The sequence below is a fragment of the Stenotrophomonas sp. CASM114 genome (assembly GCF_049384325.1).
GTDB classification, from domain to species: Bacteria; Pseudomonadota; Gammaproteobacteria; order Xanthomonadales; family Xanthomonadaceae; genus Stenotrophomonas; species Stenotrophomonas muris.
On record NZ_JBMRGJ010000001.1, the window covers coordinates 535,523 to 547,710 of the forward strand.

Sequence of the window (12,188 nt, forward strand, 5' to 3'; positions counted from 1 at the left end):
GTTGGATTTTCCTGGAGGGGCTGTCCCGGGAAAGGCTCAGCCCTTGCTGCCGGCCTGCACCGCACCGGCGCTGGCGACCGGCTTCTGCCAGTCGCGCGCATCGACCACCACGCCTTCCTGCAGGCGCTCCTGGCCCTCGACCACCACTTTCTCGCCGGCCTTCAGGCCCGCGCGCACCAGCCACTGGCGATCGACGCTGCCGTCCACCTCCAGCGTGCGGATCACCGCCCTGCCGTCGGCGCCTATCACCCAGGCATAGGCCTGGCCACCGGCGCTGCGCAGCACGGCCTGCTGTGGCACGGTCAACGCACTGGCCGGGGCACCCCGCGGCACCCTCGCGCGCACATACATGCCGGGCAGCAGCTGCCGCCGCGGGTTGTCCACCAGGATGCGCAGGATCACATCACCCGTCCGTGCATCGACATTGATACCGGAGAACAGCAGCTGGCCACGCTCGGGCAGCGGCTTGCCGGCGGCACCGATGATGGTCACCGGCAGCTTGTCGCCGCCGGCCGCACTGCGCTGCAGCGACTCCAGCTGCGCCGCCGGCTGGCGCACATCCACGTAGACCTGGTCGATCTGCTGTACCACGGCCATCGGCTCGGCATCGGCCACGCCGACCAGCGCACCTTCGGTCACCAATGCCTGATCGATACGGCCGGCAATCGGTGCGCTGACCGTGGCATAGCGCAGGTCGAGCTGGCGACGGGACAGGATCGCGCGCGCTTCATTCACTGCCGCGCGTGCCTGCTCGTACTCGGCGCTGGCGTCGTCCCGATGCTGCTGGCTGACCGCCTGCGCGGCAGCCAGGGCGTGCAGGCGCTGCGACTGCACGCGACTGCGACCCAACGCCGCCTCACTGCGCTGCAGTGCGGCCAGCGCCGAATCGACGTCGGCCCGGAACGCTGCCGGGTCAATCTGGAACAAGGCCTGGCCGGCACTGACTTCCGCCCCCTGGTCGAACAGGCGCCGCTGCACGATGCCGCCCACCTGTGCGCGGATCTGCGCGGTGCGCACCGCCGCGACGCGGCCTGGCAGTTCGTCGTCACGCTGCACCACCTGCGGGCCGACGCTGATCACGCTGACGCGCGGCGCCGCCTCGGGGGTGGCTTCGGGAGTGGAGCAGGCCGTCATGGCCAAGGCGAGGGCCGCGATCAACGCGACCGGAGTCCTGAAGGTTCTCATTGCTGTGCACAATGCCGCGCAGGCGGCGGATAGGTTCTGAAGCGCGCAGTCTGCGTGGCGATGATGGGGTTTCGATGGAGGAACTGTGGAGATACGATGGAGGCAAGCACCTTACGGCCCCGCCCCTGCATGCATGCCTCCCCTGCCCTCGCCGCCCTCGTCCTGATCGTCGAGGATGAGGCCGAGATCGCTGACATTCTCTGCGCCTACCTGGAACGCGAAGGACTGCGCACGCTGCGCGCCGCCGATGGCCACAGCGCACTGGACCTGCACCGCAGCGCCCGGCCCGACCTGGTCCTGCTCGATGTGCAGCTGCCGCGCCTGGACGGCTGGAGCGTGCTGACCCAGCTGCGCCAGCGCGGCGAGACGCCGGTGATCATGCTGACCGCACTGGACCAGGACCTGGACAAGCTGACCGCGCTGCGGATGGGCGCTGATGACTACGTGGTCAAGCCCTTCAACCCGGCCGAGGTGGCCGCGCGCGTGCGCGCCGTACTGCGGCGCACGCTGCGCGCCGCGCGCGTGGACGCACCCACCGCGTTGCGCGTCGGCCCGCTGCTGATCGACTCGGCCACCCACGCGGTGCACGTGGAGGGCGAAGGCTACAGCCACGAAGTGCTGCTCACCCTCACCGAGTTCAAGCTGCTGCACTGCATGGCGCTGGCGCCGACGCGCATCTTCAGCCGCAGCGAGCTGATGCACGAATGCCTGCCGGAAAGCGAAGCACTGGAGCGCACCGTCGACAGCCATGTCAGCAAGCTGCGCCGCAAGCTGGATGAAGTGGGCATGGTCAACGTCCCAGCCAGCGTGCGTGGCGTCGGCTACCGGCTGATGGCCGATCGCTGATGCCCTCCCTGCGCCGCTCCGGGCTGAGCCGCCACATCATCGTTTCGATGTCGCTGATGGTGATCGGCGTCATCGTGATGATGATCCTGTCATCGTGGCTGCTGTACGCGGTGCTGGTCGAGTTCTTCCCCGGCAGTGCCGAGGAGCCGGAAAGCTGGCTGCCGACCGGCCCGGAACTGGCATGGATGGTGGGCGTGATCCTGACCGGGCTGGCGCTGGCCATCGCCGCCTCGTTCCGCCTCGCCCACCGCATCCTGTCGCCGCTGAATTCGCTGGTGGACAGCGTGCGTGCGCTCGCGGGCGGCGACCTGGGTGCACGCGCCAGCGTCGAGGAAAATTCGCCGGGCGAAGTGGCGACCCTGGTCGAGGACTTCAATGCGATGGCGCGCCGCCTGCAGCACATGGAGAGCGAGCGCGCGATGTGGCACGCGGCCATCGCCCATGAGCTGCGCACGCCGGTGACGATCCTGCGTGGCCGCCTGCAGGGGCTGGCAGAGGGTGTGTTCCAGCCAGACGAGTCGCAGTTCCGCAGCCTGCTGGCCCAGGTCGAAGGGCTGTCACGGCTGATCGAGGACCTGCGCGTGCTGAGCCTGTCCGACAACGCGCGGCTGGACGTGCGTCGCGCGCGCACCGACGTGGTGGCCGAGGTGCATTCGGTGATGACCCTGGTCGATCCGCAGTTCCGCGCCGCCGGCTTCGTGCTGGAGCTGGAAACCAGCCGCGAGGAACACAACGCGCACTGCGACCCGACCCGCCTGCGCCAGGCATTGCTGGCGCTGCTGGAGAACGCGCGGCGCTATGCCAGCCCGGGCAAGGTGCGGATTGCAGTGCATGACACGCCCGGCCACGTGCAGGTGGCGATCGAAGACGAGGGTCCGGGCATCGACCCGGAACTGCACGCGGATATCTTCACCCCGTTCATGCGTGGCGACGGTTCGCGCTCGCGCCAGGGCGGCGGCAGCGGGCTCGGCCTGGCGGTGGTCAAGGCCATCGCCGACGCGCACGGTGGCCGCGTCTACTGCATCCCGGGCAGCGCCGGCGGCAGCCGCTTCGTCATCGAACTGCCGCGCCAGTAGCCGGGCGGGCTGCCTGCGTACGCAGGTGTGCACCGAGTGCGGCCAGATTGGCGTCGATCGCATCCATTTCCTCGCGCTGGCGGATCGGCAGCTGCTGGCGCAGCTGGCCGCGCAATGCCTGCCACGCCGGGACCGCCTGCGCACTGGCAGTGGCCACGGCCGCGGACAGCAGCGCCTGCTCGTCGCCCAGCGGCAATCCATAGCCGTCATCCTGCAGCAGCGTCCCCGGGCGCAGCCACTGCCCGCTCTGCTCCAGCAACCCGCGCAGGCTGCGCGTTTCAGTGCTGTCCGGTGCGGCCAGCAGCTGCCGCTTGAGCACATCGCGTGCGCGCAGCTCGGCGCGCCGCTGCGCGGCCTGTTCCAGCAGCAACAGGCCGGCACTGGCACGCAGGTCACCCTGCAGCAGCCACGGTGCGCGTTGCTGTGCAGGCAGCTTCAACCAGCCGCGCACATCACGAGCGGGCAAGGCCAGCTGGGCCGCGGCCACTGCGAACAACTGCTGGTAGTGGTCGCGCGCCGAGGCGAAGTAGTAGCCCTGCGCCTGCGCTGCAGTGCGGTCCGCCAGTACCCTCTCGTCGAGCACATCCAGCCGCACCAGTCGCCGCTTCAGGCCGCGCGGACTCAGTTGGGCCAGGCCCGCCTCGCCAAGGCGCGGCACCCCGGCCTGCAGCAGCTTGGCGGTTTCCACCGCGCAGTTGTTGCTGACGAAGTAATAGCGCCCGTCATAGCTCCAGTGCACCTGCGCGGTGCGCTCGAGCAGGCTGGCGATTTCGCTGCGGCCCAGCTGCAGCGGCAGCGACTGCAGCCCGCGCAGCTCGACCTTGGTGTACTCGTCCACTACCTGCTGCAGGGGCAGCACGAACAGCCGCGACGGATAGCCGCCGGTCAGGCCACGCCAGTTGGATATCTGCACGTCGCCCACGAACGCGCGGAACGACAGCACGCGGTGGTACTCCAGGTCCAGGCGGCAGTCCGGCCCAGGTACGCGGCCCGGCTTGCAGACCACCAGCCGCAGCATGCTGTGGCCCCAGCGACTCATCGGCTGCGCACTGCCTTCGGCGAACAGGTAGTCCACCGCGTAGACGCGCGCCGGGTCGAGCTGCAGCAGCGATGCAGCGCCCTCCTCCGATTCGGCCTGGAGCAGGGGCAGCGTCGTGGCGCACCGCGGCCGTGGCAGCGACGGTGGTGTTCCGAAATGCGCCTGGTACCACTGCGCCAACGCGGGCCGCCGGCAGGCGAACTCGCCGTCGAGCACGAAATGCTCGGCATTCACGGCCAGGTACTCGGCCGGGTTCGCCAGTTCATAGACATCCGGGCTGCGATCACGGAAATCGTTATCGCCCCGGCCGAGGTGCCAGGGCCTGCGCTGCCAGCCCGCAAGGTCACGCCATCGCACGCTCTGCGACCAGTTCGCACCGCCACGGTCGGCGACGTGGGTCAGTTCATGCACCAGCGCACTGCGGCGCGCACGGCGGTTGCCGGGCATGCCGTCATCCAGCAGGGTGCGGCGCAACGTAATGCGGCCGGCGAAAGCGCGCCCGTGCACCTCGGCGGGAAGGTCATCACTCCAGCGCACCTGCACCTGAGCCGGCAAAACGCGCAGCAGGCCTTCCGGCAGCAGGGACTGCACGTCGGCCAGGGTCTGGCTGGCGAGCTGCTGCTGCGCCGGATCGAGACCGGAGGGATCGAGCTGCAGCCGATCAGCCGCATGGGCGGAAGGGATGAGCAGCCATGCCAATGCGGCCATCCACCCGCACCGCCCGTTGTGCTTCCGTAGAGCCGAGCCTTGCTCGGCTGCTGTTGCGATCCGGGTGCGCCGGGCATCCAGCCGGGCATGGCTCGGCTCTGCAGAAAGCGATGACGCCGAGGTCATGCAGCCCGCATCAACGCGCCAGCAGCGCGCGGGCCAGTTCCAGGTCGCTCTGCTGCTGTGCGGCAGCGCTCTGCTCGCGCAGGTGGACCAGCGCGGCCTGCAGGCGGGCGCCACGGATCTGGCCGTCGCTGGCGACGAACGCAGCGGCATCGTCGCGCGCGGCCCGCACCACCTTGTCGTCGCCCGAGCTGCTGCCCGAGGAACCGGAGGAGGCACCGGTCGCCGAACCGGCCGAGGTGCCAGCGAAGCTGGAAGCGAAGCCGGCCAGCGGCAGGGACAGCAGGGCGAGCAGCAGGAGCGGACGGGTCATCGGTTCGAAGCCGGTTGTGAAGGTGCGTGGAGCGTAACGGGTACGTGAAGGATTTGCCCGGCTCAGGCGTCGAACAGCTTGCCGGGATTCAGCCGCGCTTGGGGATCGAACGCGCGTTTGACCGCCTTCATGAGCGCGATCTCGGCGGGGCCGCGGGTGCTGTCCAGGTAGCCCTTCTTGACCAGTCCGATGCCGTGCTCGGCCGAGATGCTGCCATCGAAGCGGGCCAGCACCTGCGCCAGCAGCTTGGTCACGTGCTCGCACTGCGCCACGAAGTCGGCGTCGCTGGTGTCGTCCGGCTTGAGCACGTTGATGTGCAGGTTGCCATCGCCGATATGGCCGAACCAGACCACGTCGAAGTGCGGGTAGGCCTGCCCGATCAGTGCCTGGGTCTCGGCCAGGAACGCCGGCATCGCCGAGATCCGCACCGAGACGTCATTCTTGTAGGGCTTGTAGCGCGCCAGCGACTCGGTGATGCCTTCGCGCAGGCGCCACAGCTGGGCGGCCTGGGCATCGCTGGCACTGATCACACCGTCGCTGACCCAGCCGTTGCCCATGCAGTCCTCGAAGGCCGCCATCGCCGCGGCTTCCTGTGCCTCGTCGTTGGCCGCGAACTCGGTGACGACGTAGTACGGATGCACCTCGTCGAACGGTGCCTGCGCGCCATGCGCCAGCACGTGCTCCAGCGCCCGGTCGGTGAAGAATTCGAAGGCCTGCAGCTGCAGGCGCGCGCGGAACGCGGCGAACACCTGCATCAGCACCTCGAAGCTGGGCACGGCCAGCAGCATCACGTTGCTGGCTGGCGGCGGATCGGTGAGTTTCACTGTCGCCTCGACGATCACGCCCAACGTGCCTTCCGAACCGATCAGCAGCTGGCGGAAGTCATAGCCGCTGGAGTTCTTGATCAGGCCCTTGTTGAGTTCCAGCAGTTCGCCGCTGGCGGTAACCACCTTCAGCCCGGCGATCCACTCGCGGGTATTGCCATAGCGGATCACGCGGATGCCGCCGGCATTGGTGGCGATGTTGCCGCCGATCGTGCACGACCCGCGCGCAGCGAAGTCCACCGGGTAGATCAGGCCGTGGTCCAGCGCGGCGTTGTGCACGGCCTCCAGCGGCATGCCGGCCTGCACCACCAGGGTGCGATCGACCGCGTCGTAGGCCAGTGCCTTGTTCATCCGTTCCAGGCTGAGCACCAGCTCGCCGTTGGCGGCCACCGCGCCACCGGAAAGGCCGGTACGTCCGCCGGACGGCACCACGGCCACGTCCTCGCCCGCACTCCAGCGCATCACCGCCTGCACTTCCTCGACCGTGGCCGGCAGTGCGATCGCCAGCGGCGCTGGCGTCCAGCGCCGGGTCCAGTCGCGCCCGTAATGCTCCAGGTCAGCCGGGTCGATCTTCAGCTTCAGGCCGGGACAGGCCTGCTGCAGCGAGGCAATGCGGGAATCGGTCATGACGGTCCAACGCGGTGCGTGAAGACGGGCAAGCGTGCCAGCGGTACGCGCCAGCGTCCAGCCCCGCAGCGATACAGATAGCTACGGATGCAACCAATTGCGCACTGCACCATGGGCGCTTCGATCTGGCATAGTGGTCAGCCCCTGTCCCACTGGCCGTGTTGCCCCATGTCGCCGAAGAAGACCTCGTTCCCGAAGCAGGATATCCGCGTGCTGTTGCTGGAGGGGGTCAGCCAGACCGCCGTGGAGGTGTTCAGCGCCGCCGGCTACAGCCAGATCGAGGCGCACACCAAGGCGCTGCCCGAGGACGAACTGAAGGCGCGCATCGCCGAGGCGCACATCGTCGGCATCCGCTCGCGCACCCAGCTCAGCGCCGAGGTGCTGGCCGAGGCCAAGCGCCTGATCGCGGTGGGCTGCTTCTGCATCGGCACCAACCAGGTCGACCTGGACGCGGCCGAGCTGGCCGGCATCCCGGTGTTCAACGCGCCCTACTCCAACACCCGCAGCGTGGCCGAGCTGGTGATCGCCGAGGCGATCATGCTGACCCGCGGCATTCCGCAGAAGAACGCCGAATGCCATCGCGGCGGCTGGTCGAAGTCGGCCAGCGGCAGCCATGAAGTGCGCGGCAAGACGCTGGGCATCATCGGTTACGGCCACATCGGCACCCAGGTCGGCGTGCTGGCCGAATCGCTGGGCATGCAGGTGATCTTCCACGACGTGGAAACCAAGCTGGCACTGGGCAATGCCCGTGCAGCGGCCAGCCTGGACGACCTGCTGGCACGCGCTGACATCGTCACCCTGCATGTGCCGGAGACCCCAGCCACGCAATGGATGATCGGCAGCACCGAGCTCGCGAAGATGCGCAAGGGCGCGCACCTGATCAATGCCGCGCGCGGCACCGTGGTCGACATCGATGCACTGGATGCGGCCCTGGCCAGCGGCCACGTCGGTGGCGCCGCGCTGGACGTGTTCCCGGTCGAACCGAAGGGCAATGGCGATATCTTCGAATCGCCGCTGACCCGCCACGACAACGTGATCCTGACCCCGCACGTCGGCGGCAGCACGCTGGAAGCGCAGGACAACATCGGCGTGGAGGTGGCGGCCAAGCTGGTGCGCTACAGCGACAACGGCAGCACCCTGTCGGCGGTCAATTTCCCGGAAGTGACCCTGCCCGAACACGAAGACAGCCTGCGCCTGCTGCACATCCACCAGAACGTGCCGGGCGTGCTGTCCAGGGTCAACGAGATCTTCTCGCGCCACAACGTCAACATCGACGGCCAGTTCCTGCGCACCGACCCGAAGGTGGGTTACGTGGTGATCGACATCACCGCCAGCGAGGCGCAGGCCGCCGCCGTCCGCGACGAACTGGCCGCGATTCCAGGCACGCTGCGGACGCGCATCCTGTACTAGGTAAAAAGGGGACGGAGGGGATTAAGTCGTTTATGCATTAACGACTTAATCCCCTCCGTCCCCTTTTTTCAACGCGCCAGCCAGCGGTGTGCCATGCGCTGCATGGATTCATCCGATTCCGGATCGGACGCGACCTCGGTCACCGGCCGCCAGGCCAGGTCGAGCGATTCCTCGCTGAGCACGAAGGCCTCGCCCCCCAGCGCCCGTATCACGAAACGCACGTCGTAGTGCCAGTGCCCCGGCACGTCCTTGCGCTCCGGAATCCAGTGCTTGTCCAGATCGAAGATGGCCGGGTCTTCCAGTACCAGGCCGCTCAGGCCCGACTCCTCCTCGGCTTCCTTCAGCGCCACCCGGGCCAGGTCACGGTCGCCGTCGGCGTGGCCGCCCAACTGCAGCCAGCGCTGCAGCTTGCGGTGGTGGGTCAGCAGCAGGCGCTGGCCATCGGCGCTGACCAGCCAGCAGCTGGCGGTGAAGTGGCCGGCCAGGCGCTCGCGGCGGAACGGATCTTCCGGATCATCCAGCAATGTGCCGAATTCGGCAGCCAGGGCGTCGTGGGCGGGTTCGCGGCGCGCGTAGTCCCGGAGCAGGCCGCGCAGGCGATCGTCAAGCGCGGCAAGGGTTTCGGCGGTCTGGCTCATGAATGGGGGCGGTTCGGAAAAATACTGCTCATTATCGCCGTTCATTGTTGCGATTGCGCTTGTGCGTTGGCTTCAGCTTTGGCTAAGGTACAGCGGGCCGTTCGCACGGCCTTCACCATTCAAGGCAGCCGGCAACGTATCGGCCGCCCACCCCATCCGATCACTAGGAAGTACTGCATGCTGAAAGCTCTGTTGAGGGTCAAGCCGGTCGAGCCGGCCGGGCACGTCGATGCCGGCGAACCCATCGAAGGCAGCCTGGACGGCGAAGCCACGTTGAAACGGACCCTCACGGCTAAACACCTCATCCTGCTGGGCGTGGGTGCGGTGATCGGCGCAGGCATCTTCGTGCTGACCGGCCAGGCCGCAGCCAACCACGCGGGCCCGGCGGTCATGCTGTCGTTCGTGCTGGCCGGTTTCGCCTGTGCGCTGGCAGGCCTGTGCTATGCCGAGTTCGCGGCGATGATGCCGGTCTCCGGCAGTGCCTACTCCTATTCCTACGCCACCCTCGGCGAAGGCATGGCCTGGTTCATCGGCTGGTGCCTGGTGCTGGAGTACCTGTTCGCCTCGGCCTCGGTCGCGGTGGGCTGGTCGGCCTACCTGATCAGCTTCATCACCACCACGCTGCACATGCCCTTCCCGGACATGCTCAGCGCCGCGCCCATCGCCTGGACCGGCAGCGAGTTCGTCTCCTCCGGCAAGCTGTTCAACCTGCCGGCGGTGCTGATCGTGGCGGCGGTGTCCGGCCTGCTGTACGTGGGCGTGACCCAGTCGGCGTTCGTCAACGCCATCATCGTGGCGATCAAGGTCACTGTCATCTGCCTGTTCATCGGCATCGGCGCGGCCCACATTGACCCGGCCAACTGGCACCCGTTTATTCCGGAAAACACCGGCGTGCCGGGTGAGTTCGGCTGGAGCGGCATCTTCCGCGCCGCCACCATCGTGTTCTTCGCGTACATCGGCTTCGATGCGGTCTCCACCGCTGCTGGCGAGACCAAGGACCCGCAACGCAACATGCCGATCGGCCTGCTCGGCTCGCTGGCCGTATGCACGATCGTCTACATCATCGTCTGTGCGGTGCTGACCGGCATGATGCCGTACCACCTGCTGGGCACCGACAAGCCGGTGGCCACCGCCCTGGAGCCCTACCCGACCCTGTCCTGGCTGAAGACGTTCGTGGAAGTCGGCGCCATCGCCGGCCTGTCCTCGGTGGTGCTGGTGATGATGATGGGCCAGACCCGCATCGCCTATACCATCTCCCGCGACGGCCTGCTGCCGAAGTTCTTCGGCAAGGTCCATGCCCGATTCCGCACCCCGTACGTCGCCACCATCGTGGTCGGCGTTATCGCCGCCGCGCTGGCCGGCCTGGTGCCGCTGAACGTGCTGGGCGAGCTGGTCTCGATGGGCACCCTGCTGGCCTTTGCCACGGTCTGCATCGGCGTGCTGGTGCTGCGCTATTCCAAGCCGGACCTGCACCGCCCGTTCCGCGTGCCGATGGTCTGGATCATCTGCCCGCTCGGCGCGGCCACCTGCCTGTTCCTGTTCTGGCAGGCGTTCGTGGTGCATTGGCACCTGTTCGTTGGCTGGACGCTGCTCGGCCTGCTGATCTACCTGGGCTACGGCATCCGCAACAGCAAGCTCGCCAAGTCGCCCTGATCCGCCTTCGGGCCGGCCTCGCGCCGGCCCGTCCGTTTTCCCGCGCGCCGCCCATGGCGCGCTTCGACAAGACCACCACACATGTTCAAGCAACTGTGGGCCACCAAGCATCCGCATGCCGCCCATGAAGACGCCAACGGCCTGAGCCTGCGTCGCCACCTTGGCCCCTGGGGGCTGACCGCCCTGGGCATCGGCGCGGTGATCGGCGGCGGCATCTTCGTCATCACCGGCCAGGCCGCCGCCAACCACGCCGGCCCGGCGATCATGCTGTCCTTCGTGCTGGCCGCCATCTGCTGCGCCTTCTGCGCGCTGGCCTATGCCGAATTCGCCTCGATGGTGCCGGTCTCCGGCAGCGCCTACACCTACACCTACGCCACCTTCGGCGAGCTCTCGGCCTGGTTCATCGGCTGGATGCTGGTGCTCGAGTACGGCGTCTCCGCCTCGGCGGTGGCGGTCAGCTGGACCGGTTATTTCCTCAGCCTGCTCAGCCAGTTCGACATCCATCTACCGGCGGCACTGGTCAGCGCGCCACTGGACGCGCAGCTGCGCCCCACCGGCGCGATCGCCAACCTGCCCGCCGCCGCACTGGTGCTGCTGCTGACCTGGCTGTGCTACGTCGGCATCAGCAAGTCCTCGGCGATGAACATGGCGATGGTCGTGCTCAAGACCGGCCTGATCGTGCTGGTCATCGTGGTCGGTTGGAAATACGTGGACACCAGCAACTGGACCCCGTTCATTCCGGCCAATGAAGGCCCGGGCAAGTACGGCATGGAAGGCGTGCTGCGTGGCGCGGCGATGGTGTTCTTCGCCTACATCGGTTTCGAGGCGGTATCGGTGGCGGCGCAGGAATCGAAGAACCCGCAGCGTGACATGCCGATCGGCATGATGCTGTCGCTGGTGATCTGCACCGTGTTGTATATCGCAATGGCCGCAGTGATGACTGGCCTGGTGCCGTTCCAGCTGCTGGGCACCGACGAGCCGGTGGTGACTGCCGTGGCCGCGCACCCACAGCTGGGCTGGCTGCGCTGGGTGGTCGAGGTCGGTGCGCTGGTCGGCCTGTCCTCGGTGGTGCTGGTGATGATCATCGGCCAGCCGCGCATCTTCATGATCATGGGGCGCGACGGCCTGCTGCCACCGGTGTTCACCCGGATCCACCCGAAGTACCGCACGCCGCACATCAACACCGTGATCACCGGCATCGGCATCGCGCTGCTGGCAGCGCTGTTCCCGCTGGACATCCTGGGCGAGCTGACCTCGATGGGCACGCTGATCGCGTTCGCCGCAGTCTGCGCCGGCGTGCTGATCCTGCGCCGCACCCAGCCGGACCTGCCGCGCCCGTTCCGCATGCCGATGGCGTGGCTGATCTGCAGCCTGGGCGTGCTGAGCTGCCTGGCGCTGCTGTCGGCGATGACGATGCACAACTGGATGCTGATGGGTGTATGGACGTTCGTCGGCTTCGTGATCTATTTCTGCTACGGGTTCCGGCGTGCCGCCAGCCACGGAGTGAAGAAGGAAAAGCGAAAAGCGGGTCGCGGCGCTGGGCTTGCTCGGAGCCGAGCATGGCTCGGCTCTACAGGGGATTCATCGACCGGAGAGAATTCATCTCTCAGACGCAATTCATCCACGCATGGCGTGGATCTACCGGACGTGCCAGGAGACTGTCGGAGGCGGGGGGGGGGGGGGTTGCGGGGGCGTGAGCCGTATGGATGCGGCGACCGAGCTTACAGGGATGTACTTGCAGCGTCC

9 protein-coding genes and 1 pseudogene are annotated in these 12,188 nt (G+C 67.8%); 5 read left to right on the forward strand and 5 right to left on the reverse strand.

Features of this window, described 5'->3' with window-relative positions; all coding sequences use genetic code 11:
• Nucleotides 1-36: 36 nt before the first annotated feature.
• Nucleotides 37-1,185 (reverse strand): efflux RND transporter periplasmic adaptor subunit, encoded by a 1,149-nt coding sequence (locus VG566_RS02455; protein ID WP_032959482.1) that lies wholly within the window; start codon nt 1,183-1,185, stop codon nt 37-39.
• A 129-nt stretch (nt 1,186-1,314) separates the two neighbouring features.
• On the opposite strand from VG566_RS02455, the gene VG566_RS02460 reads away from it, so the two are divergent.
• Both VG566_RS02460 and VG566_RS02465 read left to right on the forward strand, forming a co-directional pair.
• Entirely contained in the window at nt 1,315-2,031 is a 717-nt protein-coding gene (locus VG566_RS02460) for a response regulator (protein ID WP_014646978.1), read from the forward strand.
• Nucleotides 2,031-3,107 carry an ATP-binding protein gene (locus tag VG566_RS02465; RefSeq protein WP_014646977.1) on the forward strand — a complete coding sequence of 359 codons (1,077 nt, stop codon included), beginning with the start codon at nt 2,031-2,033 and terminating at the stop codon, nt 3,105-3,107. The genes VG566_RS02460 and VG566_RS02465 overlap by 1 nt, the downstream gene beginning before the upstream one ends.
• On the opposite strand, the gene VG566_RS02470 is transcribed toward VG566_RS02465, so the two are convergent.
• The 3 genes from VG566_RS02470 to VG566_RS02480 form a co-directional block, all read right to left on the reverse strand.
• Complete coding sequence (locus VG566_RS02470) at nt 3,085-4,854, reverse strand: DUF4105 domain-containing protein (RefSeq protein ID WP_241883824.1); 1,770 nt, start codon at nt 4,852-4,854, stop codon at nt 3,085-3,087. The genes VG566_RS02465 and VG566_RS02470 overlap by 23 nt on opposite strands.
• A gap of 136 nt (nt 4,855-4,990) precedes the next feature.
• Entirely contained in the window at nt 4,991-5,290 is a 300-nt protein-coding gene (locus VG566_RS02475; protein WP_014646975.1) for a DUF2388 domain-containing protein, read from the reverse strand.
• Between the two features lie 62 nt (nt 5,291-5,352).
• Entirely contained in the window at nt 5,353-6,741 is a 1,389-nt protein-coding gene (locus tag VG566_RS02480; RefSeq protein WP_100449960.1) for an FAD-binding oxidoreductase, read from the reverse strand.
• 168 nt (nt 6,742-6,909) lie between these two features.
• On the opposite strand from VG566_RS02480, the gene serA reads away from it, so the two are divergent.
• Entirely contained in the window at nt 6,910-8,151 is a 1,242-nt protein-coding gene (gene serA, locus VG566_RS02485; protein WP_005416356.1) for a phosphoglycerate dehydrogenase, read from the forward strand.
• 68 nt (nt 8,152-8,219) lie between these two features.
• On the opposite strand, the gene VG566_RS02490 is transcribed toward serA, so the two are convergent.
• Nucleotides 8,220-8,834: an NUDIX hydrolase gene (locus tag VG566_RS02490; RefSeq protein ID WP_032957967.1), complete on the reverse strand. Its 615-nt coding sequence runs from the start codon at nt 8,832-8,834 to the stop codon at nt 8,220-8,222.
• Between the two features lie 132 nt (nt 8,835-8,966).
• On the opposite strand from VG566_RS02490, the gene VG566_RS02495 reads away from it, so the two are divergent.
• Both VG566_RS02495 and VG566_RS02500 read left to right on the forward strand, forming a co-directional pair.
• A complete protein-coding gene (locus VG566_RS02495) occupies nt 8,967-10,442 on the forward strand; it encodes an amino acid permease (protein WP_014646972.1) in 1,476 nt (491 codons plus the stop codon).
• 81 nt (nt 10,443-10,523) lie between these two features.
• Nucleotides 10,524-11,933: pseudogene (locus VG566_RS02500) on the forward strand (amino acid permease); the annotation flags it as partial.
• Nucleotides 11,934-12,188: the final 255 nt, after the last annotated feature.

Excerpts from the sequence above, each read along its gene's own strand:
- VG566_RS02455 (WP_032959482.1), bottom strand. The coding sequence starts at position 1,185 with ATGAGAACCTTCAGGACTCCGGTCGCGTTGATCGCGGCCCTCGCCTTG.
- VG566_RS02460 (WP_014646978.1), top strand. The coding sequence starts at position 1,315 with ATGCATGCCTCCCCTGCCCTCGCCGCCCTCGTCCTGATCGTCGAGGAT.
- VG566_RS02465 (WP_014646977.1), top strand. The coding sequence starts at position 2,031 with ATGCCCTCCCTGCGCCGCTCCGGGCTGAGCCGCCACATCATCGTTTCG.
- VG566_RS02470 (WP_241883824.1), bottom strand. The coding sequence starts at position 4,854 with ATGGCCGCATTGGCATGGCTGCTCATCCCTTCCGCCCATGCGGCTGAT.
- VG566_RS02475 (WP_014646975.1), bottom strand. The coding sequence starts at position 5,290 with ATGACCCGTCCGCTCCTGCTGCTCGCCCTGCTGTCCCTGCCGCTGGCC.
- VG566_RS02480 (WP_100449960.1), bottom strand. The coding sequence starts at position 6,741 with ATGACCGATTCCCGCATTGCCTCGCTGCAGCAGGCCTGTCCCGGCCTG.
- serA (WP_005416356.1), top strand. The coding sequence starts at position 6,910 with ATGTCGCCGAAGAAGACCTCGTTCCCGAAGCAGGATATCCGCGTGCTG.
- VG566_RS02490 (WP_032957967.1), bottom strand. The coding sequence starts at position 8,834 with ATGAACGGCGATAATGAGCAGTATTTTTCCGAACCGCCCCCATTCATG.
- VG566_RS02495 (WP_014646972.1), top strand. The coding sequence starts at position 8,967 with ATGCTGAAAGCTCTGTTGAGGGTCAAGCCGGTCGAGCCGGCCGGGCAC.